General features: G+C 45.6%; 19 protein-coding genes. 10 read left to right on the top strand and 9 right to left on the bottom strand.

Features of this window, described 5'->3' with window-relative positions; translation table 11 throughout:
- The first annotated feature begins 216 nt into the window (after window positions 1-216).
- Both OCU30_RS12995 and corA read left to right on the top strand, forming a co-directional pair.
- Complete coding sequence (locus OCU30_RS12995; protein ID WP_205408808.1) at window positions 217-852, top strand: flavin reductase family protein; 636 nt, start codon at window positions 217-219, stop codon at window positions 850-852.
- A 146-nt stretch (window positions 853-998) separates the two neighbouring features.
- Window positions 999-1,955 carry a magnesium/cobalt transporter CorA gene (gene corA, locus OCU30_RS13000; protein ID WP_077314617.1) on the top strand — a complete coding sequence of 319 codons (957 nt, stop codon included), beginning with the start codon at window positions 999-1,001 and terminating at the stop codon, window positions 1,953-1,955.
- A gap of 85 nt (window positions 1,956-2,040) precedes the next feature.
- Here corA and OCU30_RS13005 read toward each other — a convergent pair whose 3' ends face one another.
- Genes OCU30_RS13005 through OCU30_RS13015 form a run of 3 tightly spaced genes read right to left on the bottom strand, consistent with a single transcriptional unit; the run spans window position 2,041 to window position 4,949 of the window.
- On the bottom strand, window positions 2,041-3,495 hold the full coding sequence (locus tag OCU30_RS13005) for a sodium:solute symporter family protein (RefSeq protein WP_077314616.1): 1,455 nt from the start codon (window positions 3,493-3,495) through the stop codon (window positions 2,041-2,043).
- Window positions 3,492-3,713, bottom strand: a complete 222-nt coding sequence (locus OCU30_RS13010) for a DUF3311 domain-containing protein (RefSeq protein ID WP_077314615.1) — start codon at window positions 3,711-3,713, stop codon at window positions 3,492-3,494. The genes OCU30_RS13005 and OCU30_RS13010 overlap by 4 nt, the downstream gene beginning before the upstream one ends.
- Window positions 3,714-3,773: 60 nt before the next feature.
- Window positions 3,774-4,949 (bottom strand): M20 aminoacylase family protein, encoded by a 1,176-nt coding sequence (locus OCU30_RS13015; protein ID WP_077314614.1) that lies wholly within the window; start codon window positions 4,947-4,949, stop codon window positions 3,774-3,776.
- Window positions 4,950-5,099: 150 nt separating this feature from the next.
- On the opposite strand from OCU30_RS13015, the gene OCU30_RS13020 reads away from it, so the two are divergent.
- Both OCU30_RS13020 and OCU30_RS13025 read left to right on the top strand, forming a co-directional pair.
- A complete protein-coding gene (locus OCU30_RS13020) occupies window positions 5,100-5,996 on the top strand; it encodes a LysR family transcriptional regulator (RefSeq protein WP_159439136.1) in 897 nt (298 codons plus the stop codon).
- 50 nt (window positions 5,997-6,046) lie between these two features.
- Window positions 6,047-7,681 carry a peptide ABC transporter substrate-binding protein gene (locus tag OCU30_RS13025; RefSeq protein ID WP_077314612.1) on the top strand — a complete coding sequence of 545 codons (1,635 nt, stop codon included), beginning with the start codon at window positions 6,047-6,049 and terminating at the stop codon, window positions 7,679-7,681.
- Window positions 7,682-7,755: 74 nt separating this feature from the next.
- Here OCU30_RS13025 and OCU30_RS13030 read toward each other — a convergent pair whose 3' ends face one another.
- Complete coding sequence (locus OCU30_RS13030) at window positions 7,756-8,670, bottom strand: LysR substrate-binding domain-containing protein (RefSeq protein ID WP_077314611.1); 915 nt, start codon at window positions 8,668-8,670, stop codon at window positions 7,756-7,758.
- Between the two features lie 105 nt (window positions 8,671-8,775).
- Between OCU30_RS13030 and OCU30_RS13035 the strand changes: the two genes are divergently transcribed.
- The 4 genes from OCU30_RS13035 to OCU30_RS13050 all read left to right on the top strand — a co-directional run bounded on the left by OCU30_RS13035 (window position 8,776) and on the right by OCU30_RS13050 (window position 13,990).
- Window positions 8,776-10,773, top strand: coding sequence for a CocE/NonD family hydrolase (locus tag OCU30_RS13035; protein WP_235861866.1), 1,998 nt, complete (start codon window positions 8,776-8,778; stop codon window positions 10,771-10,773).
- 20 nt (window positions 10,774-10,793) lie between these two features.
- On the top strand, window positions 10,794-12,338 hold the full coding sequence (locus tag OCU30_RS13040; protein WP_077314610.1) for a BCCT family transporter: 1,545 nt from the start codon (window positions 10,794-10,796) through the stop codon (window positions 12,336-12,338).
- A gap of 281 nt (window positions 12,339-12,619) precedes the next feature.
- On the top strand, window positions 12,620-13,564 hold the full coding sequence (gene dmeF / locus OCU30_RS13045; RefSeq protein ID WP_077314608.1) for a CDF family Co(II)/Ni(II) efflux transporter DmeF: 945 nt from the start codon (window positions 12,620-12,622) through the stop codon (window positions 13,562-13,564).
- A gap of 9 nt (window positions 13,565-13,573) precedes the next feature.
- Entirely contained in the window at window positions 13,574-13,990 is a 417-nt protein-coding gene (locus OCU30_RS13050) for a MarR family winged helix-turn-helix transcriptional regulator (protein ID WP_077314607.1), read from the top strand.
- A gap of 14 nt (window positions 13,991-14,004) precedes the next feature.
- Here the strand turns inward: OCU30_RS13050 and soxR are convergent, their stop codons facing one another.
- Window positions 14,005-14,457, bottom strand: coding sequence for a redox-sensitive transcriptional activator SoxR (gene soxR / locus OCU30_RS13055; RefSeq protein ID WP_077314606.1), 453 nt, complete (start codon window positions 14,455-14,457; stop codon window positions 14,005-14,007).
- Window positions 14,458-14,604: 147 nt separating this feature from the next.
- Between soxR and OCU30_RS13060 the strand changes: the two genes are divergently transcribed.
- Window positions 14,605-15,078, top strand: a complete 474-nt coding sequence (locus tag OCU30_RS13060; protein ID WP_205408807.1) for a putative quinol monooxygenase — start codon at window positions 14,605-14,607, stop codon at window positions 15,076-15,078.
- A 33-nt stretch (window positions 15,079-15,111) separates the two neighbouring features.
- Here OCU30_RS13060 and OCU30_RS13065 read toward each other — a convergent pair whose 3' ends face one another.
- Together OCU30_RS13065 and OCU30_RS13070 are read right to left on the bottom strand one after the other, a co-directional pair.
- Window positions 15,112-15,414, bottom strand: coding sequence for a hypothetical protein (locus OCU30_RS13065; RefSeq protein ID WP_420856688.1), 303 nt, complete (start codon window positions 15,412-15,414; stop codon window positions 15,112-15,114).
- Between the two features lie 227 nt (window positions 15,415-15,641).
- Window positions 15,642-16,517, bottom strand: coding sequence for an aspartoacylase (locus OCU30_RS13070; RefSeq protein ID WP_077314605.1), 876 nt, complete (start codon window positions 16,515-16,517; stop codon window positions 15,642-15,644).
- 269 nt (window positions 16,518-16,786) lie between these two features.
- Between OCU30_RS13070 and OCU30_RS13075 the strand changes: the two genes are divergently transcribed.
- A complete protein-coding gene (locus tag OCU30_RS13075; RefSeq protein WP_077314604.1) occupies window positions 16,787-17,284 on the top strand; it encodes a GNAT family N-acetyltransferase in 498 nt (165 codons plus the stop codon).
- Window positions 17,285-17,368: 84 nt separating this feature from the next.
- On the opposite strand, the gene OCU30_RS13080 is transcribed toward OCU30_RS13075, so the two are convergent.
- The gene (locus OCU30_RS13080) at window positions 17,369-18,130 is read right to left on the bottom strand and encodes a class I SAM-dependent methyltransferase (RefSeq protein WP_077314603.1); all 762 of its coding nucleotides are present in this window, start codon (window positions 18,128-18,130) and stop codon (window positions 17,369-17,371) included.
- Window positions 18,131-18,324: 194 nt separating this feature from the next.
- Window positions 18,325-18,975 (bottom strand): glutathione S-transferase, encoded by a 651-nt coding sequence (locus tag OCU30_RS13085; RefSeq protein ID WP_077314602.1) that lies wholly within the window; start codon window positions 18,973-18,975, stop codon window positions 18,325-18,327.
- Between the last annotated feature and the right edge of the window lie 275 nt (window positions 18,976-19,250).

A 19,250-nucleotide genomic window follows, 5' to 3' on the forward strand; every position in this document is an offset into this window, starting at 1 on the left:
AATCAGTATAACGGTAGAATCCCTCATCGAGAAAGCGTTTTGTCGTTAGTGAAATGAAGTGGTGGTGAGAAGAGCGAAGACCGTGCTTGTGGCGCAGTGTCCCGTTAAACTGTGTTATAAGGTCGCATTGAGCTCTATGTTGTTCCTGTTTCCCCCATAATTCTAATGTTAAGATACTTTTATCACTAATATCGTGATGAGCGTAATAAGGAGCTTATGATGTCGCAACACACGCACTTTTATGAACCACAGAATGGGCATGGGCTAGCACACGATCCGTTTAAAGCCATTATAGCCCCTAGACCAATTGGTTGGATCTCATCTCGATCGCGAGAAGGAGTCGACAATCTTGCTCCCTACAGTTTCTTTAATGCATTTGCCAATACGCCCCCAATCATTGGTTTCGCGAGTGTTGGTTGGAAAGACAGCGTACGCAATATCCAAGAAACCGGTGAGTTTTGTTGGAACATGACCACGCGAACATTGGCGGAAAAAATGAACCAAAGCTGCGCGCCTGTGCCGCCCGATGTTTCTGAATTTGAACACAGCGGGTTAACGGCCGTGGAGTCGAAGTTAGTCAACGTGGCGCGTGTTGCAGAAGCGCCCGTATCTTTTGAATGTAAACTGACCCAGTTGATCCAGTTGCAAAATGCCAGCGAGGATGCGCTCGATAACTGGTTAGTCCTTGGTGAAGTCGTGGGCGTGCACATCAATAATACGTATCTCAAAGACGGTGTTTTTCAGACGGTGCAAGCCCAGCCAGTCATGCGAGCCGGTGGCCCATCAACCTATTTTGGCATCAGTGAGTTGACTGAGTTTGACCTGTTCCGTCCTCAGTATCCTCTTGATTAAAAAATCCGTATACTAAGTGTTAAGACAAGGAAGCGGGCTTTCATGTAAGTGAAAGCCCGTTGTCTTAATACAGTGATACATTAAGGATATTAAAAATAAAAATGATGAAAAACGAGTCGACTCGTATCCAATAAGAGGAGTGTCAGATGCTGCGATTTTTTAGAATCGAGCAGGGCGTGATTACCGCAATGCCAACCGATGAACATAGCGATTTACGCGAATGCGTGGCTCAAGCCGAGTGGATTGATGCTCATGATCCCACCGATGAAGAACGCTATTTAATTAGCTCGTTGTGGAGTATGGAACTGCCTGAGTCGAATGATGTGGAAGAGATAGAAACCTCGGCACGTTGTTTCATTGACCAATCTGGCATTCATGTTCACTCGTTGTTTTTATCGCCTTCAGAAGGTCGCCATAATTCGGTTACTGTGGCCTGTATTTTACAAAAACAGCGTTTGATCACGATTCGTGATGGCGATGTGGCCGATTTCCGTCTGTTACGTTTGCGTGCGCGCCGCGGGCAGATTTACTGTAATGACGTGGATAGCTTGCTGGTCACTTTGTTTGAGCAAAAAGTCGAAAACCATGCCGATATTTTAGAAGACATTCATCGTCAGTTAGAAAAAGTCAGCCATGATGTATTAGAAAACGACGACGCTGATCTAGAAGATAGCATTAGTCAGCTCGCGCGTTTAGAAGACAGTAATGGTAAAATTCGCCTTTGTTTGATGGATACACAGCGTACGATTTCGTTTTTGCTACGCAATCTTAAATCGCGTAATGAGCACCGTGAAACCTTTACTGAAGTGGGGCATGATATTGAAGCCTTGATGTCTCACACTACATTTTTGTTTGATAAAATCAATTTCCTAATGGATTCAACACAAGGCTTTATTAACATCGAACAAAACCAAATCATTAAAATCTTTTCCATTGCTTCGGTGGTGTTTTTACCCCCAACGGTCATTGCGAGTATTTACGGCATGAACTTTCGCTTTATGCCCGAGCTTGCGTGGAGCGGCGGTTATCCCTTCGCCCTTGGTTTGATGCTCGCCTCTGGCTTTGCCCCATATTGGTACTTCAAACGCAAAGGCTGGTTGTAACCTTAAAGTTTTGTTAAAGCGCGACGTCGAAAACGTCGCGCTTTTTTATGATTGCCGAGCTATATAAACATCGGTCACTGTGCTTTTAGACTTCCGCGGTTTGCTCGTGTGTCGCGGGGTTATATAGACTGGCCGCGATAAATACGATGCTGTTGGCGATGAGTCCGACAAATCCGCCATTCCAATCAAATGGGCTATGCCCGAATAATTGAAAATATAACGTTAGCACCGAGCCAATAATCAACCCTGTGACCGCGGCGGGCGTGGTGGCTTTTTTCCACCATAACGCGCCAACCAGCATCGGAAAGAGCTGAACGATTATCCCATAAGCGGCTAAGAGTAGCGCAGCTAATGTGGGTATTTTTGCCATGGCGAGCGCGTAAGCCAAGAGCGATACCACAATCACACCAAGGCGTGTGAGCAGTAGCATCTGTTTCTCATTCATGTTTTTAAACATCGGCATTGGGTAGAGAATATCCCGTGAGAAAATCGATGCACTGGTATGCGCTAAGTTCGAGGCGGTGGACATCGCAGCCGCTAACGCGCCGGAGAGCACAATACCAATCACCCAATCGGAAAATCCGACTCGGTTGACCACTAATTCCAATAAGACATCATCTGCTTTGGCAAGTGGTTCACCTTGGAAGACTAATACGCCAGTAAAGCCAATAAAAATCAGTGGGAGCATGATAAGTCCGTATAGCGGGTAGAACACAAATACCCGTTTTAACGTTTTGCCACTCTCCGCCGTGTAGAATTTCATAAAGATATGCGGCCACATAACGATACCAAGCGAGCTGACTAAAATGGCGGTGGTGTACGCACCCCAACCCATTCCTGTCGCACCGGGCATGGTCAGATACTCGGGGGCTTTTTCTTTAATCTGCGCAAACATCTCACCAACACCACCAAAAAAATGCTCTGGGGTGGCTAAACCGAGATACCATGCAATGCACACCATCATGACGCCTTGTAGCAAGTTGGTCCAACCGATGCCGCTAAGTCCACTGACAAATACATAAATCGCGACAACCGTAGTTGCAATAAGTGCGCCGAGCCAAAACGGTACGGCACCGCCCGTGGCACTGTGAAAGAGCATCCCTGCGCCAGCAATTTGTACTGTCAGATAAGGGATCATGGCTGCCAAACTAATAATGCCAATAAACACCCCTAAGAGTTTATTAGGATAGCGCGCCGTGAAAAACTCGGCTTGGGTCAGCAAGCCTTTTTTACGTCCGGAATTGGCGATTTTGGGGCCCATTAGCCACCAAACCACGACTCCTAGCGTTAGGTAGGCAACAATATATAACACTGGCATGCCTTTACTGTAGGCCCAGCCTGGCGTGCCTAAAAACGCGGAGGCAGAGAAACATTCCGCACCAAAAATAAAAAACAACACGATAAAACCGACACTGCGGCCACCGGCGACGTAATTTTCTAAGGTCGATTTTTGCCCGCGTTTTGCCGAAAGCCCGACACATAGAATAACGATGAGATAAACAACGGTGATCCCAGTGATAACGAGAGAAGAGCTGCTCATGCTTGATCCTCCTCATCGTTTTCGATCTGGTAGCAAATAATTAGTCCGACAAAGGTGACTAATAGCCAAGCAAAATACCAGAAGAGGTAAAAAGGCAAGCCAATGATCATCGGTTCAATGTGGTTAGCGAGTGTTGCGCCTGGCCAAATCATCGCCATAGCGCAAATTAAAAAGTACACCATCATTGCTGGGTGCATCGGGTATTTACGGTTCTTCATGGGTCCCTCCATTAAATGAACTGTTTTAAGGTTTAATGTGCGCCTTACTGGCGCGTTAGATTAACGTTTGAGCGCGTTCAATGCGGTCATCGTTAGGAGTTTGGCGCCAGTTGGAATAACGGCATCGTTAAAATCAAAATGTGGGCTGTGCAACGGTTCGTCATCGTCATGACGCGCACTGCCCAAGAAGATATACGCGCCAGGGACTTCATTGAGCATGAAAGAAAAATCTTCACCACCGAAAGTGGGCGGTGTGTCGGTATCCAAAGTACCGGGTTCAAAATGCGCTTCAATGGTGTCACGCACAAACTGAGCACAGGCTGGTGTATTGATCGTGGCTGGAATAATACGTTCGTAGTCGACGCTGATCTCTGCACCATAGGTTGCCGCTACTCCAGCACAGATGCGTTTGATCGCCGCTTCCATTTGATCTTGTATTTCTGGTTTAAATGTTCTGACGGTACCGATGATTTCAGCGGTATCAGGTATCACATTAAAGGCATTCATATCACCCGATTGGATAGCGCATAAGCTAAGCACCGCTTGATCTAGAGGGGCAATTTCACGGCCTATGATGGTGTGCAGCGTGGTAATTAAGTCCGCACTAATGCGCAGTGGATCGATGGTGAGATGTGGTGTTGCGCCGCCGTGCCCACCTAATCCTCGAATGGAAATCGAAAGGCGATCACCCGCCGCCATGGCTGGGCCATCGAGGACAGCGATTTTGCCCGCCGCCAGATAGGGCCAATTGTGTAAACCGTAGATTTCATCCATAGGAAAGCGTGTAAATAAACCATCTTTGACCATCTGGTCACCGCCGCCACGACCTTCTTCTGCAGGTTGGAAAATTAAATAAATCGTGCCCGCAAAGTCACGATGTTTGGCTAAGTATTGAGCGACGCCGACTAAAATGGTGGTGTGTCCATCATGGCCACAGGCGTGCATGCAGCCATCAACTTGGGAAGAATAAGCGTGCTGATTTTTTTCTTGCAGGGGCAGAGCATCCATATCGGCACGTAAGCCGATACGACGACCATTATCGGGGAGGTTGCCAGTGACAGTGGCAACAATACCAGTTTGACCAATGTTATCGACAAACGGAATATCTAATTGAGTCAGCAGGCTTTTGACGCGCTGTGCCGTTTGGAACTCTTCAAAACCAAGTTCAGGGTGTTGGTGGATCTCGCGGCGTAATGCGGTCAATGAGGCGTGCTGTGTGGTAAAAAATGTGTCCATACTGACATCCTTGTAGTGCGGTTATTTTTTCTAACATAATCCGGGGCGGTATTATGTGGCAGATTTGAGTGTTACATTCTCGAGGTTATAAGGAAAATATCAAATAGGTGTAGAACCTATACCGTTTGGGCATGGATGAAGAGAAAGATTATGGAAATTCGTCAAATTCGTTACTTTATTGCCGTGGCGCACGAATTGTCGTTATCGGCCGCGTCGCGCAAGATTCATATTGCTCAACCCGCATTAACCCGGCAGATTCAAGCATTGGAATACTCGGTGGGAGTGGAGTTATTGACACGTACCGCACGAGGGGTGGCGTTGACTAACGCAGGGAAAGTATTTTTACGCGAGACAGAAAGGCTGTTAGTGGATTTAGAAGAAGCCAAAAATAAAGCCGTGTTGACTGATCAAGGCATGATCGGTGAGTTGCGTGTCGGTACCACGATTATGCTGTTATGGGTTGCTGAGCTGAGTGTGTTGCTAAAAGCGTTTCGAGAGCGCTATCCCAAGGTCATGTTAAAATTAAATACCATGTTATCTGGCCCGCAAATGGATGCACTTCGTGATGATACGATTGATATGGGGGTAGTGATTTTCCCCCCAGACGATCCGCAATTTGAACGTTTAACTTTATATCGTGATCATCTGGTTTTTGTGGTGCCTGATAGTTCTCCTATTCTGGCCCATCCCCCGCGCTTACTGCGTGATTTATGTCACTATGATTTTGTGTGGTTTGATCAAGAGAATAGCCCGAATTATCACGAGCAATTAGGGAAATATTTCTATCAGCATGGCTTTCATCCCAATATCGTTGAAACAGGGAATGACAGCATGACAATGCTGGCGATTGTCGCCTCTGGGGTTGGGTGCACCATCGTGCCACGCTCGACGGTATCAGAATCTATGGCAGGGGTGCGCATATTAGAACTCGATGACCTGCAAGCGCTTCCTCTAGATTTACAGTTAGTGTGGAAAAAAGGCACACAAAACCCCATGCTCGATAATATGATTCAACTTGCGAAACATTTACAGCTCGGGCAATCTTAGGCGTCAAAAAATAATAACCTATTGTCTATTAACATAATAAAGGAATTACTATGTTGTATTCTCGCGCGCCTATCGTGCAAGTGGCCACCCGTTTAAGCTTACTATCTGTGGCTATTGCGCCTGTCGCTCATGCGGCTAACGTACCGGATGATGTTACTTTAGCCGCACAACAACAGTTAGTGCGTGGCAACTACGATGAACCACCAAGTGTCGACCCTGCTTATTCATCAACCGGCTCCAGTTCAAGTGTGGTGCAAGACATGTTTGAAGGGTTAGTGACGCAAGATGCGCAAGGTAATCCGATTCCAGCACTGGCCACAAGTTGGGATGTGAATCAGGACGGCACACGTTATGTGTTTCATTTAAGGAAAGATATTCACTGGTCAAACGGTCAGCCTATTGTTGCCAGCGATTTTGTGTATGCCTATCAACGTTTGGTCGCTCCAAAAACTGCAGCACCATATGCTTGGTATTACGCCGCGGCCCATGTGAAAAATGCTCAAGCTATTATCGATGGTAAAAAACCTGCTGCTCAATTGGGAGTAAAAGCCTTAGATGATAAGACGCTTGCGATTACGTTAGATCAGCCTTTACCATACTTTATTTCGATGCTTGTACATGAGTCGTTTTTTCCAGTGCCAAAAGCCGTTGTAAAACAATATGGTGATAAATGGACGACACCAAAACATATCGTAACCAGCTCTGCTTTTACACTTACGCAGCATATTGTCAATGAACGTATTGTGGTCAAGCGCAACCCCTATTATTGGAATAATAAGAAGACAGTATTAAATCGCGTTACCTATTTAGCGCTCTCCGATACGAACGCTGAATATAATCGTTTCAAGACGGGTGAGATTAGCATTACCGGACATGTACCGACAGAAAGTATTGATAAAATTCGGAAAAATGCACCGAAAACACTTATCATTTCGCCCAAAATTGCCGAGTATTATTACAGCTTTAATACCACTAAAGCGCCATTTAATGATGCAAAAGTACGTAAAGCGTTTAGCTACGCCATTAACCGACAGGTGATTGCCCAAGGTATTTTACACCTTGATTATATTCCAGCCTATAGTTTTGTCCCGCCAGCTACCGCAGGATACCGCCTACCGACGTTGGAATGGAGCCAGCTAACACAAGCCGAGCGTATTAAAAAAGCGCAAGCATGGCTGAAAGAAGCCGGTTACGATAAACAGCATCCTTTAACTGTGACGTTTGATTATCCAACGGATAATAAAGTGCGTAAAATCGCGATAGCGGTTGCCTCAATGTTGCAAAAAAACTTAGGTGTGAAAGTCAACTTACGTAATCAAGACATCAAAACCTTCTTACAAAAAGTGCATCAACACGACCTTTCTATGGCAAGTTTTCAATGGGGTGGGGATTACAACGAGGCGTCTACGTTTTTAGATCTCTTCTCGACGCAAGGATATAACCCTGGACAGTGGAGTAATGCAAAATATGACGCATTCATGGAACAAGCTAAACACAGTTTGAATGCTAAAACCCGTTTGTCACTGTACCACCAAGCGGAGCAAATTCTTGCCAAAGAAATGCCTGTGATGCCGATTTATTTTGAAACAAAAGCGGTACTTAAACAAACTAATGTGGGTGGGTATACGACCGAAAATCCGAGCCATATTCGTTATTCTCGGGATATGTATATCACCAAACCTTAGTGACCAATAATAAAGCCAGCGTGATGCTGGCTTTATTATTAAGGTGGCCATATTTGTGGTTGAGGTTAGCGAGATTAGGTGGTTGATGTCACTTGGCTAAGCACCCAACGAATGAAGGTATCGCTGCCTTTGCGGTTTGCGTTGTCACTATAGGCGAGAAAAAAAGCATTGTTATGGCATTCAATCGGTGGTGTTAGAGCGATCAGTTGTCCTTCGTCGAGCAGGCTTTGTACATGCCAATCCCAAGCTAAGGCAATACCGGCATCATTTAGCGCCGCTTGAATAATCGAAATTTGATCGTCCATTAGCATGATGTTGGCCGGGTTTTGATATTCAATGCCGGCGTGATAAGCCCAAGATGTCCAATCTTCCCAAAACTCCAAAGCTTTTCTTAATCCTAATAAGGGTTGCTGCCATAAGGTATTGAGATCTTGACACTCTGGACGTTTCTCTAAAAAGCTTGGGCTGCACACCAATAACATACGTTCTTTAAATAAGAGATAATGATTTTGATGAACGGCTTCTATAGGCGCGTAGTAGAACGAAATATCAGATGTTGATAATGGCTGCTCATGGATTTGACTGTCATTATTGATGGCAATATTGATCACAATATCATCATGGCTTGAGCGGAAATCATCCAAGCGAGGTAATAGCCAGAAATGAGAAAAACAGCCTCCCACTTCTAACTGTAATGACGTCGGACGTTGCTTATTTTGTTGTTGGTGGCCGGCGTCAGATAAAATGGTCAATGCGTGTGACACTTGTTCTAAGTATTCATAACCAGCTGTGGTCAGCTCTAATCCTTGTTGTTTTCTTTCAAACAAGCGCGTGTTCAAAAAACTTTCTAACTGTTTGATTTGCTTGGCAACAGCTGTTGGTGTGACACAGCGCTCTTCAGCAGCGCGAGTGAAGGTGCCTAACCGTGCTGACGCTTCAAAAAGTATTAACCCACTTAATGATGGAATGGTTCTATTGAGTATTGGCATGCTCTTCCTTGAACTTTTAGTTCAAGGGATACTAACAAAATAGAATTTTACTTACAAACCTTGCTCCCTAATATAGAACGCATCTTTTCTATTAAAGGGACCCTTATGATGAATGATATCGTCGAAATCCATCACGCAATGCTACCGTTGCCAGATGGCACACAGCTCGCGTATCGGGCTTGGATGCCTAAGGACGCATCAAGTGAACCCGTCCCCGCTATTTTAGAATTCTTACCCTATCGTAAAAATGATGGCACGATTGTACGTGATGAAATTACCATGCCAGAAACGGCAGCACATGGTTATGCGTGTATTCGTGTTGATTTACGTGGCTGTGGTGAATCAGATGGTCATATGAGTGACGAATATACCGCGCAAGAGCTGCAAGATGGCCAAGACGTTCTTGCATGGATTGCCACACAACCTTGGTGTGATGGCAATGTGGGAATGGTCGGCATATCTTGGGGAGGGTTTAACTCCCTACAAATTGCAGCATTAAACCCGCCAGAACTTAAAGCGATTATTACCCAATGTTCTACGGATGACCGGTACCGTGATGATGTGCACTACATGGGAGGATGCCTACTCAATGACAACTTAGACTGGGCCTCTTTTTTTTGGGCATATGCGCAGGGCAGAGCACCCGATAAAGCATTAGTGGGAGAGAATTGGAAGGACCAATGGCTTGAGCGCCTCGAACGCATGCCATTATTGGCGAAACCGTGGTTGACCGAACAACTGCGCAACGAGTATTGGCAACACGCTTCAGTGTGCGAAGACTACTCAGCGATCAAAGTCCCAGTGTATGCCATGAGTGGGTGGGCCGATAACTATCGCGATACCGTATTTAGTCTATTGAAAAACTTATCTGTGCCTTGTCGAGGGCTCGTTGGGCCATGGGCACATAAGTACCCGAACATTGCTTATCCTAATCCTAAAATGGACTACGTAAAAGAATCGGTACGCTGGTGGGATCGTTGGTTAAAAGGGATTGAAAATGGTCTCGAAGATGAACCGGCCTTAAGTTATTACTTGCAAGACAGCGTGCGTGCGCAAACCGATTATGCACACCGTCCTGGTCAGTGGATCAGTGAGCCCTGTTGGCCTTCTCCAAATACCTGTTCTCAGCGTTATTTCTTGAATGAAAAGCAGTTGTCTGCAACGGCCAACCCGGCTGCGCCACTATTGTCGGTGAGTTCGCCTCAGACTACGGGGCTCAATGGCGGGCGATTATGTGTGGGAATTCGTCAAGATATGGAGCAGCCAGCAGATCAACGCGCCGATGATGCAGGCTCGCTAACATTCGATACGTTACCGTTAACTGAAGATCTCGCATTAGCCGGTCAGGTGGTCGCGACGCTGTCACTTCGCAGTGATAAGCCGACCGCGCAAGTGGCTGTACGAGTATGCGATGTTCATCCTGATGGCTCATCGACACGTATTAGTGTCGGGGTGCTCAATCTTAACCATAGTGATAATCACGCCACATTTACTCAACTTGACCCAGATACTTGGTATTCCGTCGAGGTGGCGCTCAAGCATGTTGCTTATAAAGTGCCGCAAGGTCATCGGTTGCGTATTTCCATATCGACGGCTTATTGGCCTTTAATCTGGCCATCGGCTGATCACGCGACACTGACGCTTAACCCAGCTAAAAGCATGATTGAAGTCCCTTACCGAGAGACATGGGAAACAGAATTTGAACCGCCCGTCTATGACAAACCAGTGAGCTATGACGGTGAAAGTTTACGTGCTTATGATAGCCAACGCATGGTCCACCATGATTATAAAACCGGGCTGGTCTGTTTAGAAACTCGTGATGATTTTGGACGACAACATTTTAACTCTTGTCAGACTGAGATTGATATGCGGATGAAGCAGTTTCAAACCATTCACCCTGACGATCCTTTGAGTGCAGAATCAGAACTGTTCTATGAACTTGATATGGGACGTGACGGCTGGTGGACAGGACTCACGGCTCATTATCATATGCACTGTGATTATGATTACTTCTACATCACGGCGCGGTGGCAAGCATTGGAAGGCGAGCAGGTTATTTTTGAAAAAGAGTTCAAGGAGACCATTGAACGAACGGGTGTTTAATTAAATAAAGGAATATTGATATGTTTAAAACGATTCGACCGCTAGTTTTTTTCCCGACTTTTCTGATTTTGATTAGCGCTTTAGTGTTTAGTTTGGTTGATCTAAAACTGTTTTTACATGCGATGAGCGTTGCTAATAGCTTTGTTCTTACGCACTTTTCTTGGTTGTTTAGTCTCGGCAGTTTTTATTTGCTAGGTCTTGTATGTGTGACCTATGGCTCGAAACTCGGCAAGGTTAAGATTGGCGGAGAGCAGGCTACCCCGCGGGTTAATAAAGTTCGCTGGTTTATGATTGTGTTGTGTACGACCTTGGCTGTCGGGGTATTATTTTGGACTACAGCGGAGCCTCTCTATCATTTACATACCCCACCAGAGAGCTTACACATCCAGCCAAATAGTCCAGATGCCGTACTGTTTTCTTTTGCGGCGATGTTTTTGCACTGGGGCCCGACACCTTATGCCATCTATGCGATACCAGCACTGATTTTTGCCCTGGCTTTTTATAACTTAAAAATGCCTTATTCGATCAGTAGTTCGTTAAAGCCGGTATTTGGTCGTTGGGTTACGGGTAAAAAGGGCGATGTTATTGATGCTCTGGCGTTATATTCACTCGTTGTCGGCATGGCGTCCTCATTAGGGACTGGCGCGCTGACTTTGGTTGGGGGAATTAGTCAATTTATTCCTATGGAGAGAACACCGTTGACGCTTGGACTGGTGATTTTGGCCATTGTGGCGGTGTTTGTATTCTCTGCCACACGCGGATTAATTAAAGGGATTGCGCGTCTATCGATGGTCAACTTTTGGTTGCTGCTTGTATTGCTAGTGTTTGTCTTAGTCGTAGGGCCGACCCAATATATTCTTGGCATTGGTGTTGAAGGATTGGGTGCGTATTTAGAGAATTTCTTGCGGTTAAGTTTGTTTACGGGGCAAGCGGCGGCGGATCCTTGGCCGCAGTCATGGAGCGTATTCTATTGGGCTGTTTGGTTTGCATGGGCGCCGATTACAGCCATGTTCTTAGGTAAAATAGCGCGCGGCTATACCGTAAGAGAGTTTATCTTAATGAATGTGGTTTATCCGAGTGCTTTCATTCTATTTTGGATCTCAGTTTTTGCTGGAACTGCAATCTATATGGACCAAACGACTCAAGGTGGGTTGTACGCGATTCTGAATGCGAGTGGTATTGAGCAATTGCTGTATCATATTTTTGGTGAGTTACCTTTCGGGTTGTTAACCTCTTTTATTTTAGTATTTATTGCTTTTGTTTCTTATGTAACGGCTGCTGACTCGAGTACGGATGCGATTGGTGATCTATGTATGAAAGATTTTAATGCTGATTCTCTAGAGAGTAATGGAGTGGGAATTAAAGTGCTGTGGGGTTGTATTATCGGTTTAGTGGCCTGGGTTATGGTCAGTACCGTGGGAATACAAGGTGTGAAATCACTCTCTAACTTAGGTGGTTTACCCGCAACCCTCATCATTTTATGTTGTACGGCAACATTGGTGAAATGGATCAAACAGCCAAGTTTACTAGTGATGAAGCCGCTGACAGGAGAAGAGAAATCGTGAGAGTTATATGATGAATAAACCATAACGTATCACGCTATTGTCTGATGCATATTCATGACCAAGCGTCATGAGTTCATTAATGATGAGGTATTATTCGTCTTATTGACGTTGTATAAAGCGTTGCTGAGCGGTTGTTCAGCAACGCTTTTTATTGAGTTATATTTGGATTTTAGTGATAGTCGCGCCGTGCTTTTGTGGTTAATAAATCATCACATCTGTATTTACTTTGATTATCAAGTAATCTAGAGTTGTATATTATTTGATAATCAAAGTATTTAACGATGAAGATACCTGACTGTAAAAAATTAGAGACGTTTTCATATTTTGACGCCGAGAACGAAAAAAAGACGCGGTATGTATTGGCGTTGACCTTTGTCACTATGGTGCTAGAGATTGGCGCGGGGAGCATTTATGGTTCCATGGCATTACTCGCCGATGGTTGGCATATGGGGATTCATGCCGCCGCTTTTTGTATTACCTTATTTACTTACCGTTATGCGCGTAAGCACAAAAACAGTGGCGAGTATTCTTACGGTACGGGAAAAGTTGGCGTTTTGGGTGGTTACACCAGTGCCCTCATTTTAGGTATTGTGGCATTGGGGATGGCCTTAGAATCTGTCGATCGTTTTGTAAATCCGGTCGCGATTGAGTTCAATGAAGCCATTACAGTGGCGGTCATCGGCTTGATAGTCAATGCTCTGAGTATGGTATTGCTGCAAGACCATAGTCACCATCACCATGGTCATGAACATCATGAACATCATGAACACGATGAGCATAACAATCATCAACCTCATCAACATGGTCATCACGATCATAATTTAAAAGCGGCGTATATCCACGTGCTTACCGATGCACTCACGTCCGTATTAGCGATTGGCGCATTAATCATGGGTAAATACGTAGGGTGGATTTGGCTTGACCCTATGATGGGAGTGATCGGGAGTATTGTGATTAGTAAATGGGCGTGGGGATTAATGAAGCAAACCGCACCTGTACTCCTCGATAAAGCGATTGACCCTCAATACGAAATGAAATTAGTCGCCAAGTTAGAAGCCGAAGAGGTCACAATTCAAGACATGCATATCTGGAAAGTGAGTGCGGATCATTTCTGTGCGACCCTAACTTTACACGATGCGCAAGCTCGCACGCCAGCGTACTTTAAGCAATGTTTACAAGAGTTTGATACAATCGAACACCTTGTGATAGAAGTGAATCCTAATTAGGAGATGAGCATGTCATCGATGGCCGCATTAAGTCATGTATTAACCGAGTTCTACGATAAAATGGCCTCATGGGAAGCCTCAGTGGTCCGCGAATCTGACTATTCGTTAGCACAAATTCATACATTAGAAGCGCTGGGTAATCACGGCGCGATGAAAATGAAAGAGTTAGCGCATCATTTAGGTATCACCACTGGCACGTTGACCGTGCAAGTCGATAAGCTGGTAAAATTGGGGCTGTTGACTCGCCAATATAGTGAGCATGACCGCCGGTCTATTGTGGTCGACCTCACTGAGCCTGGACGGGAGATTCATCGCCATCATAACGGTTTGCATTTGTCATTGACGGAAGAGTTGACCAAAGGATGGAGTGATGAAGAGCGTCAGCATTTAATGGCGTTGCTGCATCGCGTCAATCGGGAGTTTTAACTCATTAAGCCTTTTCACTGTTCGCTTTCATTGGTGGTTTGATGATGAATAAGACGTGCCCCGTTTTTATGCACTCCCTTACTATCGTTTGGGTTGTAGAGGGCACAGTGATCCAGTGATAAGCAACCGCAGTTAATACAACTGCCCAGTTGGTTCTGCATCATTTTTAAACTGATAATCCGCTCTTCAAGTAACGCATGCCAAGATTGACTTAGCGCCTGCCACTGCTCAGTGGTCGGGGCTTGGTTTTTTGGCAATATCTCTAACGCCTCGACGATCTCTTGTAAGGTTAATCCGACTTGCTGAGCGGCTTTGATCACCGCGATTCTGCGTAATATCGTGCGCTGATAGCGCCGCTGGTTGCCCGCGTTGCGGGTGCTGAGAATTAATCCTTTTTCTTCATAAAAGTGCAGTGTCGCGACACTGACACCGGCGCGTTTCGCGACTTCTCCTACGCTCATGTCCATTGATTTTTTTCCTTAAAAACGCTTGACCTCAAGTTAACTTGAGGAATTATCTTAGCACAAACATCGCGCATAACAGTACCGATAACTGCTAATACGTCTGTTGTATAAATCAGGCTGTTGATTATCCTCATCACAAGGAAGCGAGTAATGCTAAATTATCATGACTATATTGAGCCACTACTAAAAAAAACTTATCAAGAGCCTCAGGTATTGGCATCAAATTCCAATAAGCGTGGCGTGCTGTATGCACTTCTCTCGAATTATCACAGTTGGCGTAGGCGTCGTCTGCCACAACCGGGCTCAAAGCATCCGCAAGATATGTTTATCGCGGTGTATGAATTTACGGTAGTTGACGGTAAGCAAACGGATTTTCGCCGTGCTTGGCAAGTCGTGACCGAAGGAATTTACCAGCAATGTGGCAGTTATGGTTCGCGTTTACATAGGACGGAAAACCCGACTGTATTTATCGGTTATGCGCAGTGGCCGAGCCAAGAGGCATGGGCCGCTAATCGAGCGCTCAAAGGGGCAAAATATCAACGCGCTCGTGAGCAAATGCAAGCTTGGTTAGTGTCATCCTCGACTCGTTATTGTCTGACAGTGTGCGATGATCATTTAGCTTGAAATTATGGAGTTAACCATATGTATTGGTATTTTTCAGTGAGTGCTCATCGTATCGAGTGAATGTGCACCCGCGAACGTTGTGGGCGTCAGTAATGGCGTCTGAGATGTCAGACGGTGATACATCGCCTCACGACGTAGCTCAAGTACTTCGGCAATGAACGTATCTTGAGCGCGTAGACCAAAATGCATGGCGTAATTTTTGATTTTCGCCACTTCGTCTGCGCTGAGTTTATAAACTTCTTGTTTTAAACGTGCTTCGGCTTCTTTTTTAATCAACCCTTGCTGTTGCAGCAATTTAATGATTGCTTTATCGACGTTGTTAAACTGTTTGGTCAATGGTCTATGCCTTTCATTATGGGGTGCTAATGGCATGACTAAGCCTGTCATGCTAACGAGATGCGTACTCTACGCATATCTCGTGACAGTTTGTTTACGATAATGACAAGATACGATTAAGCTTTGTAAGAGATTAAGGGGGTTAAGTCAGAATTGGCGAGAAAAGAGACAGTTATGGATGCATTGATGGTTTTCCAGTCAATACATCCATTATTTAGGTGAAGGCGCTATTTCAGTGAAACAACGCGTTTTTCGGCCAGCTCCATCGCGACATGGCTGAGACAATAGGCCGCTTCATTGATGAAGTGAGGGTAAACGTCATAATTTTTGTCCCACAGGATGTTATCACCTTCTAGAGTTATAAACATGGGCTCGCCGGGGCGTAATACTTCAAAATCCCGGCCATTCAGGTTGGGGTGTACCATCGCGGTGCGAACACCTGATTCATCAACGGGGAGCGTCATGTGGCCAAGATAGAAGTAGCCGTCGTAGTCTTGGTTTAAGGCTGGCAGGGCATTTTGGTTGGCAAGATCGATGTAGTCCAATACGGCGGTGAGCATGGTTTTCATCAGTTCTAGCGTCTCGAATTGGAGCGCGCCGTGGGCTTGTGCGCCGACTTCAATCATAACGCCCGCGTCACCAAGGCTGCATAAATACGCTTGTTCGTGCCAAGTAATCTGGTCTTCAAACAGAATATAAGCATCCGGCATATGTTGTTTTACGTAGGCGCCCATTTTTTTATAGTATGGCGAGCTTGAGAGTAAGATAAGCGTCGCGCCCATATTGCTGGTGGTGTTATGTAAATCAATCACCATTTGTTGTGGTTGGTTGGCGTAGGTTGCTCGCAGTTGCTGTGCAATGGTTACTTCGTTACATGGTGTTGCTTGTGTTATGGCTTGTGGACTGAACTGACGATTCAAATCTTGATCCACATAACGTACGCCTTTTTCTATTGCTAACGGGTTTGCCAGGATTGGTTCAACCGTAAATGACGAGCGATTAGCATGATACAAATCTTGTTGAATTAAATGATGAAGATAGATACCCGAAAGCTCATTGCCGTGAGTCCCTGAGACGAGTAGTACGCTATCGATCGGTTCCATGATATAAAAATCCTATAAACATAAATGGGCAAGATGGTCATTGTATCGCAAAGAGAACGATGCCTCTCGCCATAGGGAATAGAGACAAGGTCAAGTGAGACCTTATACCGAGATGAATAACATAACAGATTTTAGCAATCTTGCTAAGCGACTGAAATGATAGGAGTGTATAGGTGTTCGTCGAGACGATGAATATGCTGAGCTAGTGTCATGACTGATTGACAGCAACTGATACAACAACATATGGATTTATCAAAAAGGAAGTTAATATGGATGTAGTCGCGGCGCACTTGAGTTTAGCGCCAATGATCGCTGAATTTGCGCAAGAATGTGCTGATGTGGGGATCACGAAATATCACGGCGTTGCCGATGATCCAAGTGGGTATGTGCAGCGTTTGGTCGAGCGTTCACAATGGACTGAGTCATTAGCGGATGGCCGATTACCCAGTACGACCTATTTTGCCGTGCGCGATGACCGTATCGTCGGTGCCATTCGTGTTCGGCGGGGGAGTACGCCGAATGTCGATAATGTGATTGGGCATATTGGTTATGAAACACGCCCTAGCGCGCGCGGGCAAGGTATTGCGACACAGTTATTGCAGTGGGTGCGACAACATGCGATCGCCGAGCCAGTGATGGTGAGTTGTCAGGTTGGTAATCCTGCCTCTCAGCGTGTGATTGAAAATAGTGGTGGCGTGTATATCGGCAACTATATTGACGAGTATGAAGGGGAAGTGAAACGTTTTACACTGACCCCAGTTGTTTGAGTGGTAGTTGTTTGAGGGTTTGCAGGTGAAAGCAGAACGTATCACGCCATTGTATTGCATTAGGGCGTGATACGAATTGCGCTGTTATGTAAGCGCTGCAACTTTTTCAGCATGAAAACGTAAACGGACATAATCGGCAACCCAGCCTTGCTCTGCCGAATAGAGCTGCGGTTCAACACGCTGCGCGGTTTCTCGTAAGAAGGTCTCTTCTAAAGCAGGAGGCATCCCCGAAATAATGTGGTTAGCGAAGATTTTCAGCCATGCTTCTACGCCTGATTTTAACGGCGTAGGGCGCGCAAACAGTTCAATGGAATGGACTTTAAACCCATGCGCTTCAAGCTGTTTTTGGTACTCTTCAGCGGTTGGGAAGTACCAAGGGTTACGAAAGTCGCCCATCTCTGGATTGGCAGCAACCACCTCTTTCATGGCGGTAGTTAACGCCTGAATATTCCCTGCGCCGCCAAATTCTGCGACAAATCGGCCATTGGGTTTTAACGCCTTATTTACGCCGCGTAATACTGCCTGATAATCCGTCATCCAATGCAGCGCTGCATTACTAAACACGGCATCAAAAGACGCGGGAAAGGTGAGGGCATCACCACTCATGACTTCTGCTTGAAGCCCCCGTTGCTGCATGGCTTGCACCATACTGGCGCTGGCATCCACACCATATACTTGAGCGCCAGATTGGGCGATTTGTTCAGCAAGCTCACCAGTACCACAGCCTAAATCTAAAATGGCCTCATTGGCTTGTGGATTCAGCAAATCACTGACTGAGCGACCAAAGTCTGAGACAAAATTCGCGTCTTGTTGGTATTGCTTGGCATTCCATTGTTGTGATGACATCCTTTCTCCTTAGGTAATCGTTAAGCAGAGCACCGTCGCCAGCAGCGCATTGCATAAAATTGAATATACCCTAAAAGTAGCGCGGCGGTCATTAGTTAAGCTTATAATATTAAAGCATAAAGGTGATGGTTAGGTGTGAGCTTAAGACGGGCCCTTACGCAACATAAGCGGCCCAGAGTGACGTATAATTATGCCTAAGCGATATCAATCCCCGCTTCATCTTCGTCGACAATTTCTGTTTCTTGTAGCGCCTCCTGAAGCCAACGCTGCATCATCTTATCGTTTATTAAGCGCTGTTGGTATTGCGCGGCAGCGGGGGATAATTCAATGCCATAGGTCATAAAGCGCAGCGCCACTGGCGCAAACATGGCGTCAGCAATCGACCACTCACCAAATAACCATTGCTGTGGATATTGCGCCATCTGCTCGCTCCACAAGGCATCGATACGGGCAATATCTCGTTGCGCAGCATCGCTAAGAACTAAGTGACGTTTCGCGCGGCAATTCATGGGCATTTCACTGCGTAATGCGGTGAACTCAGATTGCATTTCACCGCTTATGGCTCGCGCTTTTGCCCGTTCGAGGCGATTCGCAGGCCAAGCTTGGTTATCTAAATACGCGTCATTGAGATATTCCATAATGGCGAGTGAGCCCCAAATAGGCTGGTCATGGTCAACTAACAGCGGGACTTTATTATTGGCCGCAAACGGGTTTAACGTGGTGTAAAACTCGGTAGAGAATAACGGCAATTTGTGGATATTAACGTTTAAGTTAAAGCGCTGCGTGAGATACCAAGCGCGCAGCGACCAAGTTGAATAATTTTGGTTGGCAATAAAAAGCTTCATATAACATCCTGTTAGTAGTCGTGGTGTAAGTCAGTGCTTAGTAAACTAAAAAATCCGCCTCGGGTATAACGGATAGTATTGATAGCTTCTATTAATAAAAGTGATGGATGTATGGATACCGATGCGCACAGCGCTATTCAGCACTATGGATGTCTTATTATTAGCGCTTTTTGATGCTTGCTAGTTGCATGCCTGCTTTTTATGACTTAAGTATGGTTTAGTTGCTTGATTTGTCATGTTAATGTCAATAAAGTGTATTGAGCCCAATCACTGAC

The sequence above is a fragment of the Vibrio palustris genome, from assembly GCF_024346995.1.
In the GTDB taxonomy this organism is placed as follows: Bacteria; Pseudomonadota; Gammaproteobacteria; order Enterobacterales; family Vibrionaceae; genus Vibrio; species Vibrio palustris.